Genomic DNA, 25205 nt, shown 5'->3' with positions numbered 1-25205 from the left:
CTTCGGCCTCAGCCGTCCCGGCGGGCCGGCTCCGGGGCCGGGTACGACGGGTCCAGTTCCTCGATCGCGCGCATGGCGCCGCCCAGGGTCTTCACCAGCAGTTCGCGCATCGTGTCGCGGGTGAGGTCGGAGCGGTCGATCCAGTCGAGGGTGGCGCCCTCGACACCGCACACCCAGGTGAGCAGGCCCATCCGCGCGAGCGGGGCGATCTCCCGTTGCCCGTACGCCCCTTCGGCGAGGGTCGCCACCATGGCCTCGCGCACCCCGTCCCGGATCGCGTGCACCTCGGTGTCGAAACCGACACCGCCACTGACGATCGTGCGGTAGGCGGCGTGGTTGTGCTCGGCGTAGCGCAGGTAACCGTCGATCGTGCGGTGCACCCGGTCCACGGGGGCGAGTTCCAGACCGCCGGCGGCGTAGGTGACGAAGTCGGTGACCGAGTCCTGGACGATGGCCAGGTAGTAGCCCCGCTTGGACTGGAAGTAGTAGTAGATCAGCCCTTTCGCGACGTGGGCCTGCCGGGCGATGTCGTCCATCGAGAGCGCGTCGTACGACGTGTCGGAGAACAACCTGCGCCCGATGGCGATGAGTTCGGCGCGGCGAGCCGCCGAACGCTCGGTGCCGCGCGCCCGGGGCCGGACGGCGTCGCGCTGTTGGCTGATATTCAATTTCGACCCTGGTTCCAACGGGTGGCGGGACAAGCGCAGTATGGCAGGTCGGCCCACCGGTCAGATCACAGCAGTCCCAGCTGCGTCACGAGCATCGCGAGCACCACGACGAGGGCCCAGCCCGCGATGTGTTCGACGATCTTCGGGCCGTCGTCCTTGGGGCCGCCGGTCCGGACGCGGGCGGCGGTGGCTGACTCTGCGCTCATGATCTCTCGCTGATGTGTCGTACGGGCGGTGGACTCCCCCCACCGATCTGTCCACCTTGCCATGGTCGGCGGCATTTGCGACGGAGACGTCGGTCACAGCACAACGGCTCCCGGCGTGCTGCCGGGAGCCGTCGGGGCCGTGGCGGCGGACGGCCGCCGCCGGGGTCAGCGCACTCCCACCGCCGCGAGCGCCAGCCGCTGGCGGACGGTCGGACGCGCCGGGAAGTACAGGTAGCAGACGCCGCCGGTGCCGGAGGACACGTTGCCGGAGGCGTTGTAGCGCTTGGTGCGGAGCCAGATGTTCTCCCACTCGCGCCGGTCGTAGACCCGCCGCACCGCCTGGTTGCTCGGAGAGGCCGGGTCGTTCGCGATCACATCGCCCTCGGCGGTGAAGCCGATCACGGTCATCAGGTGGCCGGAGGTGCCGTAGCCCGCGCCGGTCAGCTCCTTCTCCAGGAACGACTGGGACGTTATGGCCGGGATGCCGGCCGCGATCAGCACCTCCAGGTCGGTGAGCGAGCCGAGCCGGGTGACCACGCCCTGCAGACCCGGGAAGGTCGCGGCGTAGGCGGCGTTGAACGGCCAGTTGCCGCAGCCCGCGTACTGGTAGTCGTAGGTGTGCCGGGCCGCGTGGCACACCTGCGGGTCCGCGAAGTCCGGGTTCACCCAGGACAGCTGCTCCTTGCTGAGCCGACCGCCCCAGTACTCGACGATCATCTGCGAGGAGGTCGGGCTGCACCAGGCCTCGCCGCCGTTGTCGTACTCCGGGTACTGCCCCTTGTGGATCTCCTGCGAGTACCTCGGTACGAGCAGCTCCTTGGCCAGGCGGGGCTCGGACGCCGGGACCGTGAAGCGGTCCGGGACGTCGGAGCCCATCGCGCCGACCCGCCAGACCGTCGGCGTGAGCCGGGTGCCGGGCTTGCGGTAGAGCGTCAGACGCAGCCGGTACGAGGTCAGGCGCAGACCCGACGCCGGGTCGTCGACGGAGAAGGTGTCCGTCCAGATGGTGCTTCTGCCGTCGGTCTGGTCGTCCACCGAGGTGCGCCGGATGTCCTGCTCACCGGCCGCCCAGCGGCCCATGACGTACCAGGGCGTGTCCGTGCCGTCGGAGTAGGTGCCGCGCAGGTCCACCTGGATCCAGGTGCCGGCCGGTGTGTGCGCGTTCCAGGAGGCGATCACCTCCGTCGCGGGGACGGCGAGCCGGTGCACCGGCCCGGTCCAGGTCGCGTACTCCCAGGTGGAGGTCGTGCCGGTGTGCGGATCGGGGTAGCTGGTGGTGCCGGCCCGCGAGGCGATCACCACACCGGGGCGCGTGCCGTCGACGGCACGGGTGCCCTGGGTGGATCCGGCGCGCCAGTCGGCGTACGTCGTCCAGAAGCGGTTGTCGACCAGGCGTGCGGGCACCTTGGTGAGGCCGGCCGCCACCGGGTCCTCGGCATCGGCGGACGGGGCGGCGACCGCCGGGCCCGCGCTGCCCGCGACGGCGGCGGCGACCGCTGCGGCCAGGAGGGCTCTGCGGGACGGCTGTTCGGCTCTGCTCATGGGCGGATGACTCCCAGGGTCCGAGTCGGGGCAGGTCCACTGCACGGATGTGTGCGCCAACTATGGCCTCAGGAGGCCGTCACTGCCAGCACTTCGGGGCATGCCGCGCCCGGCAATATTGGTAGGGACCACTGGCATGAGCTGGGGGATGATGGGGAGGTGTCGCACTCGTACCGCCTTGCCCCGGCCACCGCGCTGCCCCGGCTCGCCCGTCTGCTGGGCGAGCTGCCGCCGTCCTGCGGCCCCGTCCGCCTGATCGGCGTCGACGGGCACGCGGGCTCCGGAAAGACCACGTTCGCCGGGCAGTTGGCGGACGCGCTGGGCGGCGCGCCCGTGCTGCACCTCGACGACATCGCCAGTCACGACGAGCTGTTCGCCTGGACCGAGCGCCTGATCGGCCAGGTGATCGAGCCTCTCGGGCGGGGTGAGACCGCGCGGTACGCCCCCTACGACTGGCGGGCCCGCCGGTTCGGGCCGCCCCGTCCGCTGCCGCCCGCCCCGGTGGTCCTCGTCGAGGGAGTCGGCGCCGGCCGGCGTGCCCTGCGGCCGCGCCTGGCGCATCTGCTGTGGCTGGAGTTTCCGCACGAGGACGCCTGGGCGCGGGGACAGTCGCGGGACGGGGAGGAGCAGCGGGACTTCTGGGCCGGGTGGGTCCAGGCGGAACGGCGGCATTTCGACGCGGACCCCTCGCGCCCCTTCGCCGACATGCTGGTACGCCCGTTGCACACGGGATACGAGGTGATTCCGGGGCCTGCGGGACCGCCTGGTCCGGACCAGAAGATGACGCACGGTGACGGGCCATCCGCAATGTGCTGAACTGGTGAAGACCCCTGCGGCTGAACTTGGCCGACTGCCTCAACTCGGCTTGACCGGGGGGCCGTACAGGTCTTACGTTCTCAATGTGCGGCCCCAGGGGGTCGCCGACAGACGCGAAGCCCCCGGTTGTTCCCCCGTGACCGGGGGCTTCGTTCTGCCCTCATTCACTTCCGGCAGCCGCTCCGAGGCGCGATCCGCTCACCCTCGGTCACCACGCGCGGCGTGCCCCGTGAGCTCCCACCTCGCCGAACGCCCGCTGCCGCACCCTACGGCGGGCACCGGCCCGACGGTACGATGCCCTCGGTGCGACCTGCGGACGACTGCTCCGCGCACCGTGGCAACTCCGGTCCGCAGCACAGCGGTTCGACATCGGTCGGCCGACGGGTGACGGCCCGGCGGCGAACCAGCGGGGGCATGGTTTGTGGGGGGACGGGATGGACTTCGGCACGCAGGGCCCCGAGGCCCCGGCCGACCTGGCCTGGCTGCGCGGCGTGGACGCGTACACCATGGGCGCCTATCCGCAGGCGGAGGAGGAGTTCCGGGCCGCGGTGCGGCTGGATCCCGCGATGGCGGACGGCTGGCTCGGGTTACACGCGTTGCGGGTGGACACGACGACCGCGCTGCTGCGGATGTTCCGGCACCGGGACCGCTTCGGTGAACAGCGCACCCGGCACCGGCGCACGCTCAACTCCTGGTACTGGCTGGGCTGGTGGGTGCAACCCGTGCTGGAGAGCCCGCGCGACCTGCTGCTCGCGCACGCCTCGCACTGGCTGGACGGCCGGCACGTCCCCGAACTGGACCGCGCCCTCGCGGGCCTGCCCCCCATAGACACCGACCGCCAGGTGCGCTTCCTGCACGCCTGCCGTGCCTATCTCGTCAAGGACTGGGAGCAGTTGGTACGGCACACCGACCCGCTGCTCGACGATCCGCTGCTCGGCATCGAGGCCGGCCTCTTCGGCGGTATGGCCCGGGTCCGCCTGGAGATGTACGGACAGGCCGAGCCGCTGCTGTCGGGGGCCCTGATGCGCTGCCGCAGTGAGCAGCCGCAGCGCAAGGAGCTGCGCTACTGGCTGGCCCGCGCCCACGAGGGCACCGGCCGCTCCGCCGCCGCGCTTCCCCTCTACCGGGCGGTGCACCGCGTCGATCCGGCCTTCATGGACACCTCCGCCCGGCTCGCGGCGATCGCCGAGGGCGACGGCTACGACGACTCCGCCGACTTCGCGTCGATCGCGCTCACCGGGGCGGGGGACGTGGTCGACGGTCCCGACATGCTCGATCCGCTCTTCGGTACCGAGGGCCGGGACCTGAGACTGCCCGACAGCGGGCCGCCCACCGGTCCCCCGCCCTCGGTCACCGATCCGGCGGTGCGGGAGCGGACCGTGCTGCCCTCGCCGCCGCTGCCCGCCGGTCCCACCGACCCCGCTCTGCTGGAGGAGGCGCTCGCCGAACTGGAGCGCATGGTGGGCCTGGAGCCGGTGAAACGCCAGGTCAAGGCGTTGTCCGCACAGCTGAACATGGCCCGGCTGCGGGCCGGCCAGGGCCTGCCGGTGCAGCCGCCCAAGCGCCACTTCGTCTTCTCCGGCCCCTCCGGCACCGGCAAGACCACGGTGGCCCGCATCCTGGGCCGGGTCTTCTACGCCCTCGGGCTGCTCGGCGGCGACCACCTCGTGGAGGCACAGCGGGCGGACCTGGTCGGCGAGTACCTCGGGCAGACCGCCGTCAAGGCCAACGAACTGATCGACTCGGCGCTCGGCGGCGTGCTGTTCGTGGACGAGGCGTACTCGCTGTCCAACTCGGGCTACGGCAAGGGCGACGCCTACGGCGACGAGGCGCTCCAGGTGCTGCTGAAGCGGGCCGAGGACAACCGGGACCACCTGGTGGTGATCCTGGCCGGCTACCCGGAGGGCATGGACCGCCTCCTCGCCGCGAACCCCGGGCTCTCCTCCCGCTTCACCACCCGCGTGGACTTCCCCTCCTACCGCCCCCTCGAACTCACCGCGATCGGCGAGGTGCTGGCCGCGGAGAACGGGGACGCCTGGGACGAGGAGTCGCTGGACGAGCTGCGGTCGATCGCGGGGCACGTGGTCGACCAGGGGTGGATCGACGAGCTCGGCAACGGGCGGTTCCTGCGCACCCTGTACGAGAAGAGCTGCGCCTACCGGGACCTGCGGCTGTCCACCTGTCCGGGGGTGCTCTCGCGCGACGACCTGGCGACGCTGCGGCTGCCGGACCTGATGCAGGCGTACGGAGAGGTGCTCTCGGGCCGGGGTCCGCAGGACCCGTCACCCATGTGACGGACCCCGCGGCCACGCCGCGCACCGGCCGGCTCAGCCGGCCAGGACCTCCTCGGCCGTACGGGGTTCGGACAGCACGGGCGGGGGCGGCAGCTCCCGGTGCGCGGGATCCGTCACCTCCCCGACCAGCAGCTCCAGTACGTCCTCCAGGGCGACCAGCCCGAGCACGCGCCCGGAACCGTCCGCCACCTGCGCCAGATGGGTGGCGGCGCGGCGCATGACGGTGAGCGCGTCGTCCAGCGGCAGCTCGGAGCGCAGCGTCGTCATGGGCCGCCACAGGTGCTGGGGCACGGCCCGCTCCGACTCCTCCAGGTCGAGGACGTCCTTCACGTGCAGGTACCCCATGAACGCCCCGTTCTCGGCGACCACCGGGAAGCGGGAGTACCCGGTGCGGGCGGTCAGCGCGATGATCCCGCCGGGCGTCACGGAAGGGCTCACCGTGACCAGCGACTCGCGCCGCAGGAGCACGTCGGTGACCGGGCGGGAGCCCAGTTCCAACGCGTCCTCCAGGCGCTCGGCCTCCTCGGGGTCGAGCAGGCCCGCCTGGCCGGCGTCCTCCACGAGCCGGTTGAGCTGCTCGCTGGTGAACACCGCCTCGACCTCGTCCTTGGGCTCGACCCGGAACAGCCGCAGCACGCCCCGGGCGCAGGCGCCGAGGGCCACCGTGATCGGCCTGCAGACGCGGGCGAAGGCGACCAGACCGGGGCTGAGCCACAGCGCCGCCCTCTTCGGCGCCGCCATCGCCAGGTTCTTCGGGACCATCTCGCCGATCACGAGGTGGAAGAAGACGACGGTGGCGAGCGCGATGACGTAGCCGAGGGGGTGGATCACCGCGTGCGGAACGTGGAGCAGGCCGAAGACCGGTTCCAGCAGGTGCGCCACCGTCGGCTCGGCGACCGCTCCGAGGGTCAGGGAGCAGATCGTGATGCCGAACTGGGCGGCGGCCATCATCTGCGGCAGGCGTTCCAGGCCGTACAGCACCTGGCGGGCCCGGGTCGTGCCGAGCGGTTCGATCTGGCTGCGGCGCACCGAGATGAGGGCGAACTCGGCGCCGACGAAGAAGCCGTTGGCGAGCACGAGCAGCGCCGCGAACAGCAGCTGGAGCAGACTCATCGCACGGCCTCCCTCACCGGGGCGGTGCGCACGATGCGTACCCGCTCGGCGCGGTAGTGCCCGATCTCGCGCACGGCCAGCCGCCAGCCGGGCAGTTCGGTGCGGTCGCCGGCGGCCGGGATCCGTCCGAGCAGGTCGGCGACCAGGCCGGCGACCGTCTCGTAGGGTCCCTCGGGCACGTCGAGGCCGATGCGCCGCAGGGCGTCGACGCGGCAGCTGCCGTCGGCGTCCCAGGCCGGGCGGCCGTCCTCGGGCGGGGCGGACACCAGCTCGGGCCGGTCGTGCCCGTCGTGCTCGTCACGGACCTCGCCGACGAGTTCCTCGACGATGTCCTCCAGCGTGACCACACCGGCCGTGCCGCCGTACTCGTCGACGACGACCGCGATGGGCTGCTCGCTGCGCAACCGGGCGAGCAGCGGCTGCACCGGGAGCGTCTCGGGGACCAGCAGGGGTGCCTTGGCGATCCGGCCGACGGGGGTGCGCAGCCGCTCCGGCGCGGAGACGGCGAGCGCGTCCTTGAGGTGGACCATGCCGACGACCTCGTCGATGCGCTCCCGGTAGACCGGGAAGCGGGACAGCCCGGTGGCCCGGGTGAGGTTGACCACGTCCTCCGCGGTCGCCGAGGACTGCAGGGCGCTCACCCTCACCCGTGGGGTCATCACGTGCTGCGCGGTGAGCTCGCCGAGCGACAGGGTGCGCACGAAGAGGTCCGCGGTGTCCTGCTCCAGGGCGCCGGCGCGCGCGGAGTGCCGGGCGAGGGAGACGAGCTCACCCGGGGTGCGGGCGGAGGCCAGCTCCTCGGTGGGCTCGACGCCGAGGGCGCGGACCAGCCGGTTGGCGACGGAGTTCAGCGCGGCGATCACCGGCCTGAACACCCGTGCGAACAGATGCTGCGGGCCGGCGACGAAGCGCGCGACCTGCATGGGGCGGGAGACCGCCCAGTTCTTGGGGACGAGCTCACCGACGACCATCTGCACGGCCGAGGCCAGCAGCATGCCGACGGCCACGGCCACCCCGGACACCGCGCCCTCGGGAATGCCGACGGCCATGAGGGGGCCGTCGAGCAGCGCGGCGAGGGCCGGTTCGGCGAGCATGCCGACGACCAGGGAGGTGATGGTGATGCCGAGCTGGGTGCCGGAGAGCTGGAACGACAGCTCCTTCAGCGACTCGACGACCCGGTGGGCCCGTCGGTCGCCCTCGGCGGCGGCCCTCTCGGCGTCCGGGCGGTCGACCGTCACAAGGCCGAACTCGGCCGCGACGAAGAATCCGTTGGCGAGGATGAGCAGGAACGCGGCTGCCAGAAGCAGCAGGGGGAGGGTCATGATGCCGCCGCCCGAGCACGATGTCGGCAGGGGGCGGCGCAGGTACTACAGGACGATCCGTCCATCGCCGGAGAGGGTCACTCCTCGGGTCGCAGGAACCCCTGTGTGCCGGGCAGGCACCACAGGGGCGGAGGCGTCATGGAAAACGCCTCCGCCAACAGATTAATCAAGACACCGGCCGGTTCGGCAGGGTGAAGTGCTCCGCGTCAGGCCCGATGTTCCCCGGAACGGGCCTCGACCAGCGTCCGCAGCGCCCGCGCGTCGGCGATGGCCTGGGCCTTGGCGATGCCGGGCTGGATGCCGATCGCGGCCAGGCTGGTGCCGTCGCTGAGGTCCAGGAAGACCCACGGATCGCCGACCCGCAGATGCACCTGCACGATCTCGGCCCACTCCAGGCGACGCGTGCTGGCGAAGTTCACGACGGTGACGCCGGACTCGTCCGCGACGACCTTCGGGCGGGCGAGCAGCACCGCGACGCCCGCCAGCAGGGCGGCCGTGAAGATGAAGCTGAGCCGCTCACCGGGGCCGAGCCGGTCCAGCAGCAGCGCGATCGTCGACACGACGACGAAGGTCACCACCCCGGCGGTGAGCAGCACGGCGCGGGTGCGGCCCGGACGGAAGGTGACGGGCAGCGTGGGCAGGTCGGACATGGCGGTGCGGTGTCCCTCAGAGGCGGCAGGCGTGGATGGCGGTGGTCAGGATGGCCCGGGCGCCGATCTCGTACAGGTCGTCCATGATCCGCTGGGCGTCCTTGGCGGGGACCATGGCGCGGACCGCGACCCAGCCCTCGTTGTGCAGCGGCGAGATGGTCGGCGACTCCAGGCCGGGGGTGAGCGCGACGGCCTTCTCCAGCTGCTCCACGCGGCAGTCGTAGTCCATCATCACGTACGTCCGTGCCACCAGGACGCCCTGGAGCCGACGCAGGAACTGCTGCACCTTGGGCTCCTCGCCGTCCGCGCCGGTACGGCGGATGACGACGGCCTCGGACTGCATGATCGGCTCGCCGACGACCTCCAGGCCCGCGTTGCGCAGGCTCGTGCCGGTCTCGACGACGTCCGCGATGACCTGGGCCACGCCGAGCTGGATGGCCGTCTCGACGGCGCCGTCGAGGTGGACCACGGAGGCGTCGATACCGCTGTCGGCGAGGTGCCGGGCGACGATGCCCTCGTAGGAGGTCGCGACCGTCTTGCCCTTGAGGTCCGCAAGGTCGCCGACGGTGCCGGGCTTGGTGGCGTAGCGGAAGGTGGAGCGGGCGAAGCCGAGCGGCAGGATCTCCTCCGCGTCGGCGCCGGAGTCGATCAGCAGGTCGCGGCCGGTGATGCCGATGTCGAGCTGACCGGAGGCCACGTAGATCGCGATGTCCCGGGGGCGGAGGTAGAAGAACTCCACGTCGTTCACCGGGTCGACGATCCGCAGCTCCTTGGACTCGCGGCGCTGCCGGTAGCCGGCCTCATGCAGCATGTCCGCCGCAGGGCCGGAGAGGGAACCCTTGTTGGGGACGGCGATGCGCAGCATGAGGTCGGCTTCCTTTGCTCGGGGTGCTTCGGTGGGTGCTGTGGGGCGGGTCAGAGGTGGGCGTAGACGTCGTCGAGGGAGATCCCGCGCGCGACCATCATCACCTGGACGTGGTAGAGCAGCTGCGAGATCTCCTCGGCGGCCGCGTCCTTGCCCTCGTACTCGGCGGCCATCCAGACCTCGGCGGCCTCTTCGACGACCTTCTTGCCGATGGCATGGACGCCCTTCTCGACCAGCTCAGCGGTGCGGGAAGTGGCGGGATCGCCGTGGGCGGCCTTGTGCTGGAGCTCGGTGAAGAGCTCCTCGAACGTCTTCTTGGACATGGTGACGCCCACTCTACGGGTTGCCCCGCCCGACCTAACGCCAGGGTTCGGATACCGAACGGAGCGTAGCCGCGGTGGCCACCGCCGCCGTCACCGCCTCGTGCCCCTTGTCCTCGTGGGAGCCCTCCAGGCCGGCCCGGTCCAGGGCCTGTTCCTCGGTGTCGCAGGTGAGGACGCCGAAGCCGACGGGGACGCCAGTGTCGACGGAGACCTGGGTCAGGCCCTGGGTGACGCCCTGGCACACGTACTCGAAGTGGGGGGTGCCGCCTCGGATGACGACGCCGAGGGCGACGACCGCGTCGTAGCCGCGGCCCGCGAGGACCTTGGCGACGACCGGGAGCTCCCAGCTGCCGGGGACCCGCAACAGGGTCGGTTCGTCGATGCCCAGATCGTGCAGGGCGCGCAGCGCGCCGTCCACCAGACCGTCCATCACCTTCTCGTGCCATTGCGCCGCGACGACGGCGACCCGAAGGTCACCCACGTTGCGTACGGACAGTTCCGGTGCGCCCTTGCCGCTCACGTTTCTCCTCGTTCGTTCTCTTACTGGTTGCCGCAGGTGGTCACGGCGGGCGTGTCCAGCCAGGGCAGGTCGTGGCCCATCCGGTCCCGCTTGGTGCGCAGGTACCGGAGGTTGTGCTCGCCCGCCTGTACGGGCATCGGCTCGCGCTCGGTGACGTCGATGCCGTGCCGCACGAGCGCGTCGGTCTTGTCGGGGTTGTTGGTCATCAGGCGGACGCTGCGCACGCCCAGGTCGGCCAGGATCTGCGCGCCGGCCGCGTAGTCGCGGGCGTCGGCGGGCAGGCCCAGCTCCAGGTTGGCGTCGAGGGTGTCCCGGCCGCGCTCCTGGAGCTCGTACGCCCGGAGCTTGGACAGCAGGCCGATGCCCCGGCCCTCGTGTCCGCGCAGATAGACCACCACGCCCCGGCTCTCGGCCTGGATGCGCTCCAGCGAGGCCTCCAGCTGGGGGCCGCAGTCGCAGCGCAGGGAGTGGAAGACGTCGCCGGTCAGGCACTCGGAGTGGACCCGGACCAGGACGTCCGCGCCGTCGCCGAGGTCGCCGTGCACGAGGGCGACGTGCTCGACACCGTCGACGACGGAACGGTAGCCGTACGCCGTGAAGGTGCCGTGGACGGTGGGGAGCCGGGTCTCGGCCTCGCGGCGGACGGTGGGCTCGGCGGTGCGCCGGTAGGCGATCAGGTCCTCGATGGAGATGATCGTCAGACCGTGCTTGCGGGCGAACGGGACCAGCTCGGGCAGCCGCAGCATCCGGCCGTCCTCGCCGGCGATCTCGACGATCGCGCCGGCCGGGCGCAGGCCCGCGAGGCGGGCGAGGTCGACCGCGGCCTCGGTGTGGCCGTTGCGGGTGAGGACGCCGCCGGACCGGGCGCGCAGCGGGAAGACGTGGCCGGGCCGGACCAGGTCGGTGGGCTCGGCGGTGCCGCTCGCGAGCAGTTGCAGCGTGGTCGCGCGGTCGGAGGCCGAGATGCCGGTGGTGACACCGTGCGCGGCGGAGGCGTCCACGGAGACGGTGAAGGCGGTCTTCATCGACTCGGTGTTGTCCTCGACCATCTGCGGGAGCCGCAGGCGGTCCAGCTCCTCCGCCTCCATGGGGGCGCAGATCAGGCCGCGGCACTCGCTCATCATGAAGGCGACGATCTCGGGGGTCGCCTTCTCGGCGGCGATGACGAGGTCGCCCTCGTTCTCGCGGTCCTCGTCGTCGACGACCACGACCGGGCGGCCGGCCGCGATGTCGGCGACGGCCTGCTCCACGGGGTCGAGGGAGAGGTCGGTGAGGTCTTCGGTGTACCCGGTGCTGTACAGGACGGGGGCCGCGGTCATGCCGGTGCTCCTTCCAGGACGGGCCGCGTGTCCCTGCGGGAGCGCAGCCACCAGTCGCGCATGCCCCACAGGACGAGTGCGCCGTAGATGACGTAGACGAAGCCGGAGAAGGCGAAGCCGTTGGCGAAGTTCAGGGGCACGCCGACCAGGTCGACGAGGAGCCAGGCGAACCAGAACTCGACCATGCCGCGCGCCTGGGCGTACATGGCGACGACCGTGCCGACGAAGATGTAGGCGTCCGGCCAGGGGTCCCAGGACAGGGACGGGACCGCCGTGAACAGGCCGCCGACCGCGAGGGTGCCGAGCGCCGCCGCGCCGAGCAGCGCACCGCGTTCGCGCCAGGTGGCGAACCGGACGGCGATCGAGCCGTCCTGCGCCTGCTGCCGGCCGCGGTTCCACTGCCAAAAGCCGTATCCGGCGACGAGCATGACGACGATCTGCTTGCCCGCGCTGCCCGAGAGGTGGGCGGTGGCGAAGGCCGCGAAGAGGATCAGGCCGGAGAGGAACTGGGCGGGCCAGGTCCAGATCGAGCGGCGCCAGCCGAGCGCCAGGGCGAGCAGCCCGATCACGTTGCCGATCATGTCGGACCACTTGATGTGCTGGCCGAAGAGGCTGAACGCCTCGGAGTTGAGCCAGTTCACCGGTCGGCCCCCTGACCGCCCAGCAGCCGCTCCACGTACTTGGCGATGACGTCGACCTCGAGGTTGACCGGGTCGCCGGGCTGCTTGCGGCCGAGGGTGGTCAGGGCGAGGGTGGTGGGGATCAGGCTGACGGTGAAGTGGTCCGAGCCCGCCTCGACGACGGTGAGGCTGATGCCGTCGACGGTGATGGAGCCCTTGTCGACGACATAGCGCGCCAGCTCCGCCGGGAGCGAGATCTTGACGATCTCCCAGTGCTCGGAGGGGGTGCGCTCCAGCACGGTGCCGGTGCCGTCGACGTGGCCCTGCACGATGTGGCCGCCCAGCCGGGCACCCACGGCGGTGGGCCGTTCGAGGTTGACGCGGGAGCCGACGGTGAGGACGCCCAGGCTGGAACGCTTGAGGGTCTCGGCCATGACGTCGGCGGTGAATTCGTCGCCCTCGTGCTCGACGACCGTGAGGCACACGCCGTTGACGGCGATGGAGTCGCCGTGCTGCGCGCCTTCGGTGACGACGGGGCCACGGAGCCGGAAGCGGGAGGCGTCGCCGAGGTTCTCGACGGCGGTGATCTCGCCCAGCTCTTCGACGATTCCGGTGAACACTTCCCGGGTCCTCCTGCCATTTCGGGCACGGACTCCGGGGCTGCCGAGACGGCAGAGCACGAGCGAGGACACCGGGGCGACGCCGGACGGACGCGTCCCACGAGGGACGATCACGGTCGGCGGCGCGCACGAATGCCCGCTCGCCGCGCACTGCCTCCCATCCGGACTTTAACCGTCGGTCCAGGAATTTCACCTGGTCAACCGGCCGCTGGAGGCGACCGGGTCGCGGACTGTAACCGCCGGTTCGGACTTTCACCGACCCCGGAGTGCGCTGCTACTGGTACACGGCCAGTGTGCCACGACCGATCGGCGTCCATGCGGGAGAGTGATGTGGGGTGGCTCACAAGGCGCGTCGCCGGGCTTCTCAGGCGACCGGAAACGTGCCTCAACTCCCGGGCCTCGACGCCCGCTTGGAATTGGTACAGACCTATTGACGCACTGGTCTAGTCCTCTCTAGGGTCTGCGCAACTCCGTGGAGAGGAACCGATCGTGCTGTCCCCCTCACGTCACAGATCCAGATCCGCCCTCCTCGCCGCCGCGACGGCAGTGGCGGGCCTGGTCCTCGCGAGCCTCCCCGCCACCGTCTCGCACGCCGCCGACCAGGAGACCTGCCGCCCCGACGGCCTCCACCGGACCGCGGGCGTGGACGTCCCGTACTGCTCGGTCTACGACTCGGCCGGGCGGGAGAAGATGGGCGCCGACCACCAGCGCCGGGTGATCGGCTACTTCACCGGCTGGCGCACCGGCAGGGACGGCACGCCCGCCTATCTGGCCTCGGACATCCCGTGGGACAAGATCACCCACATCAACTACGCCTTCGCGCACGTCGACGGCGGCAACAGGATCTCCGTCGGCGCGGACGGCGCCTCGAACCCGGCGACCGGGATGACCTGGCCGGGGGTGACCGGCGCCGAGATGGACCCGGCACTCCCCTACAAGGGCCACTTCAACCTGCTGAGCAAGTTCAAGAAGCAGCACCCGGACGTCAAGACGCTGATCTCGGTCGGCGGCTGGGCCGAGACCGGCGGCTACTTCGACGCCGACGGCACGCGCGTGAACTCCGGCGGCTTCTACGCGATGGCCACGAACGCCGACGGCTCGGTCAACCAGGCCGGCATCGACACCTTCGCGAACTCGGCCGTCGACTTCCTCAGGAAGTACGGCTTCAACGGCGTCGACATCGACTACGAGTACCCGACGACCATGAAGGACGCGGGCCATCCGCTCGACTGGCCGCTCGCGAACGCCCGCCGGGCCGGGCTGGTCAAGGGCTACGCCGCCCTGATGAAGACCCTGCGCGAGAAGCTCGACCGTGCGGGCGCGGCGGACGGCAGGCACTACCTGCTGACGGTGGCGGCGCCCTCGTCCGGATACCTGCTGCGCGGCATGGAGACCTTCCAGGTCCAGAACTACCTGGACTACGTCAACATCATGTCGTACGACCTGCACGGCGCCTGGAACGAGTACGTCGGACCCAACGCCTCGCTCTTCGACGACGGCAAGGACGCGGAACTCGCGGCGGCGGGCGTCTACTCCACGTCCCAGTACGGCGGCCTCGGCTATCTGAACACCGACTGGGCGTACCACTACTTCCGCGGCTCGATGCCGGCCGGACGCATCAACATCGGCCTGCCCTACTACACCCGCGGCTTCAAGAACGTCACCGGCGGCACCGACGGCCTGTGGGGCAGGGCCCCCGCCACGAACTGCCCCGCCGGTTCCGGGCTGACCAAGTGCGGTGACGGCGCCGTCGGCATCGACAACCTGTGGCACGACAAGGACGACAACGGCAGGGAGTCGCCCGCCGGCTCCAACCCGATGTGGCACGCCAAGAACCTGGAGAGGGGCGTCGTCGGCGACTACGTGACGCGGTACGGCTTCCCGGCCGGGACGACGCTGACCGGGACCTACGCCCGGAAGTACGACGCCACGCTGGTCGCGCCCTGGCTGTGGAACGCGGAGAAGAAGGTCTTCCTGTCCACGGAGGACGAGCAGTCCGTGCGCGCAAAGGCGGACTACGTGGTCGACCGGGGCATCGGCGGCACGATGATCTGGGAACTGGCCGGCGACTACGGGTGGAACGCGGCCAAGGGGCAGTACGAGCCGGGGTCGACGCTGACGACGGCGATGTACGAGAAGTTCAAGTCCGCCTCGCCGTACGGCGCGAAGCGCTCGTCGATCGACCTGCCGTCCGAGGCGCTGAACGTCGACGTCGAGTTCGGACAGTTCCCGCTCGGCGACTCCAACTACCCGATCGGCCCCAAGCTGAAGATCACGAACCGGACGAACACGACGCTGCCCGGCGGTACGGAGTTCCGCTTCGACTACGGCACTTCGGCGCCGGGCAACGCCAAGGACCAGTCGGGGTGGGGCACTTCGGTGATCCGCAGCGATCACACCGGGCCGAACGTCGGCGGTCTGAAGGGCGACCACCACCGGGTCTCGCTGAAGCTTCCGGCCTGGCAGACGCTGGCACCGGGCGCCTCGGTGGAGCTGGACTTCGTCTACTACCTCCCCGTGTCGACGCCGTCGAACTGGACGGTCACGTTCGGCGGGAGGACGTACGCGCTCGCGGCGGATCTGGCACGGGGCACGACGGTGGTGGAGCCCGGGACGGGGACCCCGACCCCGACGCCCTCGCCCACCGCGAGCCCGACGGGCGGCACGGGGCAGTGCACGGCTCCGGCCTGGAACGCCGTGACCGAGTACGGCGGAGGTGCCGCGGTGGCCCATCGTGGGCACTCGTGGAAGGCCAAGTGGTGGACGAAGGGCGAGGAGCCCGGCACCACCGGCGAGTGGGGGGTCTGGCAGGACCTCGGCGTCTGCTGACCCCGTACGGAACGGACCCGGCGGCGGTGACGACGGCCCTTGCCCGCCGCCGGGTCTCCCCAAGGACGCGCGGCACCTGATCGGGTGCCGCTCGCGCGCCGACGCGGTGCCGCCTCGGCGGTTGTCCGCACCGCAGGAGGGCTACTCGGTCCCCGCCGGCGAAAGGCGCTCCCCTTGGAGCGCAAGGCGTCCGAAGGGACTGAACACCATGACCACGATCCTGGTGACCGGCGGAACCGGAACCCTCGGCCGGGTCGTCTCCGAGCGGCTGCGCGCGGACGGCCACGCCGTGCGGGCGCTCAGCCGCCACGCCCAGCCGTACGCCGTCGACCTGCGCCAGGGCGGCCCGGTGCTGGACCGTGCCGTCGCCGACGTGGACACGGTGGTGCACTGTGCGAGCACGCCGGGCGGCGGTGACGAGGAGGCGACCGCGCACCTGGTCGCGGCGGCGCGGCGGGCCGGGGTGGGCCATCTGCTCTACATCTCGATCGTCGGGGTCGACCGGGTGCCGCTCGGTTACTACCGGACGAAGCTCGCCGTGGAGCGGCTGATCGAGGAGTCGGGCCTGGGCTGGACCCTGCTGCGCACCACGCAGTTCCACGATCTGCTCGTCCGGGTGTTCGACACCTTGACCAGGCCGCCGGTGCTGGTGCTGCCGGCCGGGCTGAAGGACCAGCCCATCGACGTCACCGAGGTCGCGGCACGGCTCGCGGAACTGGCCACCGGCGCGCCGGCGCGGAGGGTCGCGGACATGGGCGGCCCCGAGGTGCGCACGTTCGAGTCCCTGGCGCGCACGTATCTCAGGGCCACGGGCCGCCGCCGCAAGATCGTGAACGTGCCGCTGTGGGGCCGGACCTACGGCGCGTTCCGGGACGGCGGGCACCTGACACCGGAGCAGGCCGTCGGGAAGGGCACGTTCGAGGAGTACGTCGCGGTGCGCATCCAGGGTGCCCCGAGGACCTGACGCCTACTTGCCCGGGGGCGCGAACACCTCGTCCTGGGCCCGGTCCCGCGCCGTCAGCAGTGCTCCGCGCAGTACGGCGCCGCCGCCGAGGACACTGGCCCGCACCTCGGTGACCAGCGGCGACATCCGTCGCACCCGTTGCCCGACCAGCCCGGCGAGCACCTCGCCCCCGGCCTGGCCGACCTCCCCGCCGAGCACCAGGCATCCGGGGTCCAGCACGGCGACGACGGAGGCGACCCCCAACGCGCACCGCTCGGCGAGGGCGTCCAGGAACCGGGCGTCCCCCGCACCGGACTCCGCACCTCCGGCAGTCCTCACGACCCCCGGCCCCTCTCGGGAATCCACCGGCTCCGCGTCGCGCCGCACCAAGTCCCCCGGCCCCGACGCGTCCCCCCACACCGCCTCCGCCGCCTTCACCGCACGCCGCACCACCTCCGCCGCCTCCAGGCCGGTGCCGCTCCCGGGCGGCCGTAGCCCGTGCTCCTTCGCCAGTTCCACGATCGCGCCGGCCGCCGCCAGCGAGTGGAAGCCGCCCGCACAGTCCGTCGCCGTCGGCAGCCCGCCCGTCCCCGGCACCGGCAGGAACCCGATCTCGCCCGTGCCGCCGGACGCCCCGCGCCGCAGCGACCCGTCCAGCACCACGGCCGCGCCCGTGCCCTGCCCGAGCCACAGCAGCACGAAGGTGTCCCGGTCCCGCGCGGCTCCCTCACGCTGTTCGGCGAGCGCCGCGAGATTGGTCTCGTTCTCGACGATGACCCGGGCCTCGGGAAGCCGTTCCTGGAGGGCGGCGACGAGGCGCCGGTGCCAGGCCGGCAGGCCGGAGGAGTCGCGGAGTTCGCCGGTGGCGGGGTCGATCAGGCCTGGTGCGCCGATGCCGACGGTGTGCAGCGCCTGCGCCCCCGCCTCCTTGGCCGTCCGCTCCACCAGGGCGACCGCCTGCTCCACCGCGGGTCCGGTGCCGGTGTCGTCGCCGATCGGCACGGAGGCCTCCGCGAGCACACGGCCGAGCAAGTCGGAGACGATCACGGAGACGCCCTCGGTGCGGACGTCGAGTGCGGCCAGGTGGGCGCGGTCGGCGACGATGCCGTACAGCTTGGCGTTGGGGCCCCGCCGCAGCTCGCCCGCCTCGCCGACGACCTCGATCAGGCCGGCGGCGGAGAGGCGTTCGACGAGGTCGGCCACGGTCGGCCGGGACAGGCCGGTCAACTGCTTCAGCTGCCCGGCCGTCAACGGCCCCTCCTGCTGCAACAGCCGCAGGGCGAGCCGGTCATTGATGGCTCGGGCGGTGCTCGGGGATGCGGGCATGCCGGGATCCTTCCAGACGGGCCGGTCGGGCCCTCGCCCTCTATCTATCAGGCAGGGTCCCTGATAATTTACCGCCGGACGCGATCGGCGCCAGCGGACGGGACAAGGGGCGGGATGATGAGTGACGTGGTCTACCAGCACCGAGAGGTGGTACGCGCCCGGTACGCGGTGGCGGCCGTGTTCGCCGTGCACGGCGCGGTCACCGGCTCGTTCGCCACCCGGGTCCCCTGGATCCAGGACCACGCCTCGGTGAGCCCCGGTCAGCTCGGTCTCGCGCTCGCCTTCCCCGCCCTCGGCGCGTCCCTCGCGATGCCGCTCGCCGGCCGGATCAGCCATCGCTTCGGCGCCCGAACCGCCCTGCGGGGACTGCTCGCCCTGTGGACGCTGTCGCTGCTCCTGCCGTCCCTGGCGCCCGACCTGCTCGCGCTGTGCCTCGCCCTGTTCACCTTCGGCGCCACGGCCGGCATGGCGGACGTCGCGATGAACGCGCTCGGCGTGGAGGTCGAGAACCGCCTCGGCCGCTCGATCATGTCCGGACTGCACGGCATGTGGAGCGCCGGCGCCCTGATCGGCTCGGTCGGCGGCACGCTCGCCGCGCACCTCGGCACGGACGCCCGGCTGCACCACGCGCTGGCGGCCGGCGCTCTCACCGTGCTGGGCCTGCTCGCCTGCACCTGGGTGCTGGACCTCCAGCCCGCCGAGGACGAGGAACCCCCGCCCCGCTTCGCGCTCCCGCCGAGGTCGGCGCTGCTGATCGGCGCGGTCGGTTTCTGCGCGGTCTTCGCGGAAGGCGCGAGCCTGGACTGGTCGGCGATCTACCTGGAGGACGAGCTCGGCACGTCGGCCGGGCTCGCGGCGGCCTGCACGACCGGCTTCACGCTCACCATGGCGATCGCCCGGCTCGCCGGTGACAAGGTGGTGGACCGCTACGGCTCGGTCCGCACCGTCCGGGTCGGGGGTGTCCTCGCCTTCGTGGGCGGTCTGCTGATCGTCCTGGCCGACCACCCGGCGCTGGCGATGTCGGGCTTCGCGCTGACGGGTCTGGGCATCGCGGTGGTCGTCCCGCTGTGCTTCGCGGCGGCGGGCCGCAGCGGCCCCAACCCGAGCCTGGCCATCGCGGGCGTCGCCACCATCACCTACACCTCCGGCCTGGTGGCCCCGAGCGCGATCGGCACGCTGGCGCAGGCGACGAGCCTGGTGGTGTCGTTCGCGCTGGTGACCGTCCTGTCCGGCGGGCTCGCCGTGTTCGCGGGCGTGCTGCGCTCCGGCGACCGGGACCGCCCGAAGGTCGTGGCCGCCGCCGGCCCTCGGGTAGGGAGCACCCGCGACCAGACCTGACAATGGTCCGGCACTGCACGTACGACGAAAGCGACACCTCCCATGGATCTCGGCGTCCGCTGGAAACTTCACGGTGACGGACGCACCCCGGCCCCCGGGGCCGTGGTCCGGCCCGACGAGCGGCTGTCCTGGCCGCGCACCGTCGGGCTCGGCGCCCAGCACGTGGTGGCGATGTTCGGGGCATCCTTCGTGGCACCGGTCCTGATGGGCCTGGATCCCAACCTCGCGATCATGATGTCCGGGGTCGCCACCGTGATCTTCCTGCTCGCGACCCGCGGCCGGGTGCCCAGCTACCTCGGCTGCTCCCTCTCGTTCGTCGGCGTCGCGGCGGTGATCCGGGCCCAGGGCGGCACCAGCGCGACCGTGACGGGCGCGGTCCTGGTCGTCGGTGCCGCGCTCTTCCTCGTGGGACTGGCCGTGCAGCGCTTCGGCGCCCGGATCATCCACGCGACGATGCCGCCGATCGTGACCGGCGCGGTGGTGATGCTGATCGGCTTCAACCTCGCGCCCGTCACCGCGACCACGTACTGGCCGCAGGACCAGTGGACGGCCCTGCTGGTCATGGCCTTCACCGCTCTGGCCGTCGTCTGTCTGCGTGGTTTCTGGTCCCGGATCGCGATCTTCCTGGGGCTGCTCTTCGGCTACGGCGTCTCCTGGGCCTTCGACCGGATCTTCGGCCGCATCCACTCGGTCGACGCGAGCGGCAAGCTCACCGACCACTGGCGCCTGGACCTCTCGGGCGTCGCCGACGCCGACTGGATCGGCCTGCCCGCCTTCCACGGCCCGTCGTTCGAGGGGTCGGCGGTCCTGGTCGCGCTGCCCGTGGTGATCGCGCTGGTCGCGGAGAACGCCGGGCACGTCAAGGCGGTCGGCGAGATGACCGGCGACCCGCTCGACGACAAGCTCGGCACGGCGATCGCCGCCGACGGCGTCGGCTCCATGCTGTCCACCGCGGTCGGCGGCCCGCCCAACACCACGTACTCCGAGAACATCGGCGTGATGGCCGCGACCCGCGTGTACTCCACGGCCGCCTACTGGGCCGCCGCCGGTTTCGCCCTGCTCTTCGGCCTCTGCCCGAAGTTCGGCGCGGTGGTGGCCGCGATCCCCGGCGGCGTCCTCGGCGGGATCACCGTCATCCTGTACGGCATGATCGGCCTGCTCGGTGCCCAGATCTGGCTCAGCGCCAGGGTCGACCTGCGCAACCCGCTCAATCTCGTTCCGGCCGCGGCGGGCATCATCATCGGCGTCGGCAACGTCTCGATGGAGTTCACCGACACGTTCTCGCTGAGCGGCATCGCCCTCGGCACGCTCGTGGTCGTCGTCGGCTACCACGCGCTGCGCGCGTTCGCCCCGGCCCACCTCAAGTCGCAGGCTCCGCTCCTGGACGAGGGCACGTCCAGCTACGACGCCACGTCCTAGGCGCACGACGGCGGCCCCGGCGTTCGCCCGTTCCGGGGAACCGCCGGGCTCGCCGCCACGCCGGCCGGCCCAGGACTGGGACGCTGCCCCCATGACGCAGTTGGAAGAGCTCACCACTCCGGTGGACGCGGTCGCCTCCCGGATGCGCGCGCTGGCCGCGGCCCTGCCCGCGCGGGACGGGGTCGCGGTCTTCAACCGTGTCTACCTGGCCGTCACCGAGTCCGTCGGCCGCCGCATCGAGGCCGGGGCCTTCCCCGACGCCCGGGCCGCGGTCACGCTGGACGTGCGGTTCGCGGAGCGCTATCTCGCGGCCGTCGACGCGGCCGCCGGGGACGGGCGCCCACCGGCCTGCTGGCGGCCCCTGTTCCAGTTCCGCCGCCATCCGGGCGTACGGCCGCTGCAGTTCGCGCTCGCGGGCATCAACGCGCACATCGGGCACGATCTGGCCCTCGCCGTCGTGGACGCCTGCCGCACGCTCGACTGCGACCCGGTCGAGCTGGAGGACGAGTTCGACCGGGTGGGCGACCTCCTCGTGACGCTGGAGGAGCGCATCCGCGAAGATCTGATGCCGGGTCCGGACCTGCTCCAGATCGCCGACCCGCTCACCCATCTGCTCGGTGCGTGGAGCCTGGAGCGCGCCCGGGACGCGACCTGGTCGGCCGCGCGGGCCCTGTGGGCGCTGCGCCGCCTGCCCGACCTCGCCGCCGAGTTCACCGACCGCCTGGACGCGGCGGTGGGCTTCGCGGGCCGCATGCTGCTCACCCCGCTTCCCGACTGACCGACGACCCGAGGGCCCCGACCCGCGCGGCCGCCGCACACGGAACTCCCGTGCGTCCGCGACGCGTTGCCCGTCGGGTACCCCTACTGCGAAGGAGCACAAGGTATGGCGATCCGGCTCGGCCTCGGCCTCCCCCAGATGCGGCAGTACGACCTCGGCAAGGACGTGCCGACGTGGCGCGCGAGGCCGAGCGCATCGGCTACCGCAGCCTGTGGGTCTTCGAGCGCGCCCTGTTCCCCGAGCCCGCCACGCAGGGCCTGTACGGGATCGAGGGCCTCCCCTGGCCCGACGAGTACCGGCATGTCGCCGACCCCTTGGTGACGCTCACGCTGGCCGCCGCGGCCACCGAGCGGGCCGAGGTGGGCACGAGCGTGCTGGTGGCGCCCCTGCACGTGCCGTTCCAGCTGGCCAAGGCCCTGGCGAGCCTGGACGCGGCGACCGGCGGCCGGGTGGTCGCCGGATTCGGCACCGGCTGGTCCCACGACGAGTACGCGGCGGCGTCGGTCCGGCCGTTCGAGGAGCGCGGCAAGGTCCTGGACGAACTGATCGCCGTGTGCCGGGCGGTGTGGGGTCCGGACCCGGTCGAGTACGACGGGCGGGTCACGAAGATCGCGCCGGCCCTGGTCGGCCCGAAGCCCGCCCGGCCGATCCCCGTCCTGCTCGCCGGGAGCAGCCCGCGGGCGCTGCGCCGGCTCGTCGACCGCGCCGACGGCTGGGTGCCGGTGGCCATGTCGTCCGACGCCTTGGCCGCGCAGTGGAGCAGGCTGCGGGAGCTGGCCGAGGAGCGCGGCCGCACGGAACCGATCCGGACGGTGGTGCGCGTGAACGCCGCGTACTCCGCCAAGGCGTACGAGGGGTCCGACCGGCAGCCCTTCCAGGGCAGCGTCGAGCAGATCGTCGAGGACCTGGTGCCGTACGCCGGGATCGGCGTGGAGGAGCTCCTGCTGGACCTCCAGGGGACCCCGAGGGACGGCGAGGAACTCAAGGACGTGGCCGCGCGGGTCTACGAACAGGCCCGCGCGGCCGGGATCTGACCTCAGTCCTCCGGGAGCTCCACCGGCGCGATCTCGTCGTAGACGTCGCCGGGGCCGGGGTTGGCCGCGTCGGTCTCCCCGCCGAACTGGTGCATGACGCCCCAGACCGCGTTCAGCGCGGTCTGGACGGCGCCCTCGGCCCAGCCGGCCGTCCAGGAGATGTCGTCGCCGGCGAGGAAGACGCCCCGCTTGTCCTCGGGCAGCCGGTCCTGCATGAAGTGCGTGAACAGGCGCCGCTGGTAGCGGTAGTGGCCGGGCAGGTTGGCCTTGAACGCGCCCATGAAGTAGGGCTCGTTCTCCCAGGAGACGGTCACCGGGTTGCCGATGACGTGCCCCCGGATGTCGACCTTCGGATAGATCTCGCCGAGCGACTTCAGCATGACCTCCATCCGCTCGTTCGCGGACAGCGGCAGCCACTTCAGGCTGTCGTCGCACCAGGTGTACGACAGGCAGATCACGGCCGGCTTGTCCGGGCCGTCGTCCAGCAGGTAGGTGCCGCGGGTCATACGGTCGGTGAGCGTCATCGACATGACGTCGCGGCCGGTGGCCTCGTCCTTGTCCAGCCAGAAGGGCCGGTCCACCGGGACGAAGAGCTTGGACGACTCCATGTAGTGGGTGCGCTCGATGGCGGTCCAGTGGTCGATCGGGAAGAGCGAGTCGTCGCACTGGATCTTGGAGAGCAGCATCCAGGACTGGGCGGTGAAGATCGCCGCCCGGTAGGTGCGGATGTCGCCGTCAGCGTCGGTCACCGTGATCCGGTTGCCGGCGGTGCGGTGCAGCCGGGTCACGGCCGGACGGGGCTCGCCGCCCTCGTGCAGCGAGGCCAGCGACGTGCCGTGGGGCCAGTGCACGATCTTCTCCGGCTCGCGCTCCCACAGCCGCAGCGGCAACTGCTGCGAGCCGCCGACGATCCCGCGGTGGTGGTCGTCGGCCTCGGTGTAGACGACCCGCAGGATCTCCAGGATGGAGTTGGGGAAGTCGGTGTCCCAGCCGCCGGTGCCGAAGCCCACCTGGCCGAAGATCTCCCGGTGCCGGAAGGACTTGAAGGCGTCGGAGTCGCAGAGGAAGCCGTAGAAGGTCTGGTTGTCGAGCTTCTCGACGAGCCGGGCCCAGATCTCGCGGATGCGCGGGATGTCGCGCTCACGCATCGCCCGGTTCATGTCGGAGAAGTCGGCGCCCTCCTCCAGGCACCTGTTCCACGCCGCGGCCACGTCGCGGTAGACCTGCGGCAGGTCCTCGACGGTCTCGGCGTAGTGCGACTCGCCCTTGAGGTCGACGACGGTCGACGGGGTCCCCTCGGCCAGCGGATTCGGGAAGGGGCGGGTCCGCAGGCCGACGAGGTCGATGTAGTGCTGGAGGGCGGTGGAGGAGGGCGGGAAGCGCATCGCTCCCATCTCGGCGGTGAGCTCGGGGTCGCAGCCGTCGAAGCCGACGGTGCGCAGCCGGCCGCCGATCCGGTCGGCCTCGTACACGACGGGCCGCAGGCCCATCTTCATGAGCTCGTACGCGGCCACGATGCCGGAAAGGCCACCGCCGATGACCGCGACCTCGGCACCGTGCTCGGTCGCCGGCACCTGGCCGAGACCCGCCGGGTGGGCGAGGAAGTCGTCGTACGCGTAGGGGAAGTCCGGGCCGAACATGGTGATCGGCGGCTGCTGCTCGTCGGCGTGCTCGACGGCGTTGGGCACCGTGGACGTCATGGGGTACGGACTCCTTGCGCGGAACGGAAGATCAGGGTGCGGTGGGCGGGGCGTCAGACCAGGGACCCGTAGAGGCCGGGGCGGCGGTCCTTCAGATACGGGTTGGCCTCGCGGGAGGCGGCGAGGAAGGCGGGGTCCACCTCGGCGAGGACCAGTTCCTCACCGCGTCCGGCACGGGTGCGGGCGAATCCGTCCGGCCCGGCGAGGGTGGACAGCCCCACGAACTCGAACTCGCCTTCCTGGCCGACCCGGTTGACGTACGCCACGTACATCTGGTTCTCGAAGGCCCGTACCGGCACCAGGGACTCCGCGACGAACTGGAACGGGTGCATCTGCGCGGTCGGGACCAGCAGCAGATCGGTGCCCGCGAGGGCGTGCGCGCGGACGTTCTCCGGGAACTCCACGTCGTAGCAGATCATGAGCCCCACCCGCAGCCCGTCCAGCTCGGCCTGGACGACGGGCTGCTCGCCCGGCGTGAAGTGGTCGCGCTCGAAGCAGCCGAAGAGGTGGGTCTTGCGGTAGTTGGCGAGGCGCGTGCCGTCGGCGGAGATCAGCTGGGCCGAGTTGAAGACCGTGTCCCCGGCGCGCTCCGGGTAGCCGTACGCGATGGCCAGGCCGTGCCGCGAGGCGATCTCGGCCACGGTGTCGGTGGCGTCACCGTCGGCGGGCTCGGCGAGGCGGGCGACGTCGTCGCCGATCGCGTAGCCGGTCAGGAACATCTCCGGCGCGACCAGCAGCCCCGCGCCGGACGCGGCGGCACGGCCCGCGGCCTCGTCGAGGACCTTCAGGTTCTCGACGGTCGAGCCGGGCCGGCCGGAGCTCTGGAGCAGGGCGGTGCGCATGCGTGTTCCTCACCGGGACGAATGGGTGTGGGGGCCACGTAGACGGTACGGGCGGCGGGCACGGCCGGACAAGGCGGAGCCGTTGCGCGCCGACGGCCGGTTCGTTGCGTCCGTCGCG

General features: G+C 71.9%; 22 protein-coding genes, 1 pseudogene and 1 riboswitch. Of the genes and pseudogenes, 8 read left to right on the top strand and 15 right to left on the bottom strand.

The features are described from left to right. Positions 1-8 precede the first annotated feature (8 nt). From ACZ7LV_RS16250 to ACZ7LV_RS16240, 3 genes are all read right to left on the bottom strand, one after another. Entirely contained in the window at positions 9-668 is a 660-nt protein-coding gene (locus ACZ7LV_RS16250; protein WP_471939806.1) for a TetR/AcrR family transcriptional regulator, read from the bottom strand. Between the two features lie 65 nt (positions 669-733). Then, a complete protein-coding gene (locus ACZ7LV_RS16245) occupies positions 734-874 on the bottom strand; it encodes an SCO1431 family membrane protein (RefSeq protein WP_471939804.1) in 141 nt (46 codons plus the stop codon). A 165-nt stretch (positions 875-1039) separates the two neighbouring features. Then, positions 1040-2416, bottom strand: a complete 1377-nt coding sequence (locus ACZ7LV_RS16240) for a peptidase C39 family protein (protein ID WP_471939802.1) — start codon at positions 2414-2416, stop codon at positions 1040-1042. Between the two features lie 159 nt (positions 2417-2575). Between ACZ7LV_RS16240 and ACZ7LV_RS16235 the strand changes: the two genes are divergently transcribed. After that, on the top strand, positions 2576-3232 hold the full coding sequence (locus ACZ7LV_RS16235; RefSeq protein WP_471939801.1) for a uridine kinase family protein: 657 nt from the start codon (positions 2576-2578) through the stop codon (positions 3230-3232). 434 nt (positions 3233-3666) lie between these two features. Next, positions 3667-5526: an AAA family ATPase gene (locus ACZ7LV_RS16230; protein WP_471939799.1), complete on the top strand. Its 1860-nt coding sequence runs from the start codon at positions 3667-3669 to the stop codon at positions 5524-5526. A 33-nt stretch (positions 5527-5559) separates the two neighbouring features. Here ACZ7LV_RS16230 and ACZ7LV_RS16225 read toward each other — a convergent pair whose 3' ends face one another. The 9 genes from ACZ7LV_RS16225 to ACZ7LV_RS16185 all read right to left on the bottom strand — a co-directional run bounded on the left by ACZ7LV_RS16225 (position 5560) and on the right by ACZ7LV_RS16185 (position 12878). Continuing rightward, positions 5560-6639 (bottom strand): hemolysin family protein, encoded by a 1080-nt coding sequence (locus ACZ7LV_RS16225; RefSeq protein WP_471939797.1) that lies wholly within the window; start codon positions 6637-6639, stop codon positions 5560-5562. Then, a complete protein-coding gene (locus ACZ7LV_RS16220; protein WP_471939795.1) occupies positions 6636-7961 on the bottom strand; it encodes a hemolysin family protein in 1326 nt (441 codons plus the stop codon). The genes ACZ7LV_RS16225 and ACZ7LV_RS16220 overlap by 4 nt, the downstream gene beginning before the upstream one ends. 206 nt (positions 7962-8167) lie before the next feature. Further along, complete coding sequence (locus tag ACZ7LV_RS16215) at positions 8168-8611, bottom strand: PH domain-containing protein (protein ID WP_471939793.1); 444 nt, start codon at positions 8609-8611, stop codon at positions 8168-8170. A 16-nt stretch (positions 8612-8627) separates the two neighbouring features. Beyond that, a complete protein-coding gene (hisG, locus tag ACZ7LV_RS16210) occupies positions 8628-9476 on the bottom strand; it encodes an ATP phosphoribosyltransferase (protein WP_471939791.1) in 849 nt (282 codons plus the stop codon). A 50-nt stretch (positions 9477-9526) separates the two neighbouring features. Next, positions 9527-9799 (bottom strand): phosphoribosyl-ATP diphosphatase, encoded by a 273-nt coding sequence (locus tag ACZ7LV_RS16205; protein WP_401677360.1) that lies wholly within the window; start codon positions 9797-9799, stop codon positions 9527-9529. Positions 9800-9833: 34 nt separating this feature from the next. Continuing rightward, the gene (gene ribH, locus ACZ7LV_RS16200) at positions 9834-10319 is read right to left on the bottom strand and encodes a 6,7-dimethyl-8-ribityllumazine synthase (RefSeq protein WP_471939789.1); all 486 of its coding nucleotides are present in this window, start codon (positions 10317-10319) and stop codon (positions 9834-9836) included. A gap of 20 nt (positions 10320-10339) precedes the next feature. Continuing rightward, the gene (locus ACZ7LV_RS16195) at positions 10340-11638 is read right to left on the bottom strand and encodes a bifunctional 3,4-dihydroxy-2-butanone-4-phosphate synthase/GTP cyclohydrolase II (protein WP_471939787.1); all 1299 of its coding nucleotides are present in this window, start codon (positions 11636-11638) and stop codon (positions 10340-10342) included. Further along, positions 11635-12279: a nicotinamide mononucleotide transporter family protein gene (locus ACZ7LV_RS16190; RefSeq protein WP_471939786.1), complete on the bottom strand. Its 645-nt coding sequence runs from the start codon at positions 12277-12279 to the stop codon at positions 11635-11637. Before ACZ7LV_RS16190 ends, ACZ7LV_RS16195 begins: the two co-directional genes overlap by 4 nt. After that, entirely contained in the window at positions 12276-12878 is a 603-nt protein-coding gene (locus ACZ7LV_RS16185) for a riboflavin synthase (RefSeq protein WP_471939785.1), read from the bottom strand. The genes ACZ7LV_RS16190 and ACZ7LV_RS16185 overlap by 4 nt, the downstream gene beginning before the upstream one ends. Positions 12879-13021: 143 nt before the next feature. Further along, positions 13022-13152: riboswitch (FMN riboswitch) on the bottom strand. A gap of 215 nt (positions 13153-13367) precedes the next feature. Here ACZ7LV_RS16185 and ACZ7LV_RS16180 point away from each other — a divergent pair. After that, positions 13368-15707, top strand: a complete 2340-nt coding sequence (locus tag ACZ7LV_RS16180) for a chitinase C-terminal domain-containing protein (RefSeq protein WP_471939783.1) — start codon at positions 13368-13370, stop codon at positions 15705-15707. Between the two features lie 208 nt (positions 15708-15915). Then, positions 15916-16671: an SDR family oxidoreductase gene (locus ACZ7LV_RS16175; protein WP_471939781.1), complete on the top strand. Its 756-nt coding sequence runs from the start codon at positions 15916-15918 to the stop codon at positions 16669-16671. Between the two features lie 3 nt (positions 16672-16674). Here the strand turns inward: ACZ7LV_RS16175 and ACZ7LV_RS16170 are convergent, their stop codons facing one another. After that, positions 16675-17976, bottom strand: coding sequence for an ROK family transcriptional regulator (locus tag ACZ7LV_RS16170; protein ID WP_471939779.1), 1302 nt, complete (start codon positions 17974-17976; stop codon positions 16675-16677). Positions 17977-18093: 117 nt separating this feature from the next. Between ACZ7LV_RS16170 and ACZ7LV_RS16165 the strand changes: the two genes are divergently transcribed. The 4 genes and pseudogenes from ACZ7LV_RS16165 (at position 18094) to ACZ7LV_RS16150 (ending at position 22545) form a co-directional block, all read left to right on the top strand. Continuing rightward, entirely contained in the window at positions 18094-19314 is a 1221-nt protein-coding gene (locus ACZ7LV_RS16165; RefSeq protein WP_471939777.1) for an MFS transporter, read from the top strand. Between the two features lie 42 nt (positions 19315-19356). After that, on the top strand, positions 19357-20733 hold the full coding sequence (locus ACZ7LV_RS16160; protein WP_471939775.1) for a uracil-xanthine permease family protein: 1377 nt from the start codon (positions 19357-19359) through the stop codon (positions 20731-20733). Positions 20734-20824: 91 nt separating this feature from the next. Beyond that, a complete protein-coding gene (locus ACZ7LV_RS16155; RefSeq protein WP_471939773.1) occupies positions 20825-21511 on the top strand; it encodes a DUF5995 family protein in 687 nt (228 codons plus the stop codon). Positions 21512-21616: 105 nt separating this feature from the next. Beyond that, positions 21617-22545, top strand: a pseudogene (locus tag ACZ7LV_RS16150) (LLM class F420-dependent oxidoreductase). A 2-nt stretch (positions 22546-22547) separates the two neighbouring features. Here the strand turns inward: ACZ7LV_RS16150 and ACZ7LV_RS16145 are convergent. Together ACZ7LV_RS16145 and ACZ7LV_RS16140 are read right to left on the bottom strand one after the other, a co-directional pair. After that, the gene (locus ACZ7LV_RS16145; protein WP_471939771.1) at positions 22548-24245 is read right to left on the bottom strand and encodes a flavin monoamine oxidase family protein; all 1698 of its coding nucleotides are present in this window, start codon (positions 24243-24245) and stop codon (positions 22548-22550) included. Positions 24246-24298: 53 nt separating this feature from the next. Next, positions 24299-25087, bottom strand: a complete 789-nt coding sequence (locus ACZ7LV_RS16140; RefSeq protein ID WP_471939769.1) for a carbon-nitrogen hydrolase family protein — start codon at positions 25085-25087, stop codon at positions 24299-24301. Positions 25088-25205 lie beyond the last annotated feature (118 nt).

The organism is Streptomyces sp. NPDC107562 (assembly GCF_055657325.1).
The sequence above is the reverse complement of the archived record's forward strand: the minus strand, read 5'-3'. Positions and strand labels throughout refer to the sequence as shown.

Bases quoted from the DNA above. Each gene is read 5' to 3' on its own strand.
- hisG (WP_471939791.1), bottom strand. From the start codon at position 9,476: ATGCTGCGCATCGCCGTCCCCAACAAGGGTTCCCTCTCCGGCCCTGCG.
- ACZ7LV_RS16240 (WP_471939802.1), bottom strand. From the start codon at position 2,416: ATGAGCAGAGCCGAACAGCCGTCCCGCAGAGCCCTCCTGGCCGCAGCG.
- ACZ7LV_RS16225 (WP_471939797.1), bottom strand. From the start codon at position 6,639: ATGAGTCTGCTCCAGCTGCTGTTCGCGGCGCTGCTCGTGCTCGCCAAC.
- ACZ7LV_RS16230 (WP_471939799.1), top strand. From the start codon at position 3,667: ATGGACTTCGGCACGCAGGGCCCCGAGGCCCCGGCCGACCTGGCCTGG.
- ACZ7LV_RS16145 (WP_471939771.1), bottom strand. From the start codon at position 24,245: ATGACGTCCACGGTGCCCAACGCCGTCGAGCACGCCGACGAGCAGCAG.
- ACZ7LV_RS16175 (WP_471939781.1), top strand. From the start codon at position 15,916: ATGACCACGATCCTGGTGACCGGCGGAACCGGAACCCTCGGCCGGGTC.
- ACZ7LV_RS16155 (WP_471939773.1), top strand. From the start codon at position 20,825: ATGACGCAGTTGGAAGAGCTCACCACTCCGGTGGACGCGGTCGCCTCC.
- ACZ7LV_RS16195 (WP_471939787.1), bottom strand. From the start codon at position 11,638: ATGACCGCGGCCCCCGTCCTGTACAGCACCGGGTACACCGAAGACCTC.
- ACZ7LV_RS16160 (WP_471939775.1), top strand. From the start codon at position 19,357: ATGGATCTCGGCGTCCGCTGGAAACTTCACGGTGACGGACGCACCCCG.
- ACZ7LV_RS16205 (WP_401677360.1), bottom strand. From the start codon at position 9,799: ATGTCCAAGAAGACGTTCGAGGAGCTCTTCACCGAGCTCCAGCACAAG.
- ACZ7LV_RS16140 (WP_471939769.1), bottom strand. From the start codon at position 25,087: ATGCGCACCGCCCTGCTCCAGAGCTCCGGCCGGCCCGGCTCGACCGTC.
- ACZ7LV_RS16220 (WP_471939795.1), bottom strand. From the start codon at position 7,961: ATGACCCTCCCCCTGCTGCTTCTGGCAGCCGCGTTCCTGCTCATCCTC.
- ACZ7LV_RS16215 (WP_471939793.1), bottom strand. From the start codon at position 8,611: ATGTCCGACCTGCCCACGCTGCCCGTCACCTTCCGTCCGGGCCGCACC.
- ACZ7LV_RS16165 (WP_471939777.1), top strand. From the start codon at position 18,094: ATGAGTGACGTGGTCTACCAGCACCGAGAGGTGGTACGCGCCCGGTAC.
- ACZ7LV_RS16170 (WP_471939779.1), bottom strand. From the start codon at position 17,976: ATGCCCGCATCCCCGAGCACCGCCCGAGCCATCAATGACCGGCTCGCC.
- ACZ7LV_RS16245 (WP_471939804.1), bottom strand. From the start codon at position 874: ATGAGCGCAGAGTCAGCCACCGCCGCCCGCGTCCGGACCGGCGGCCCC.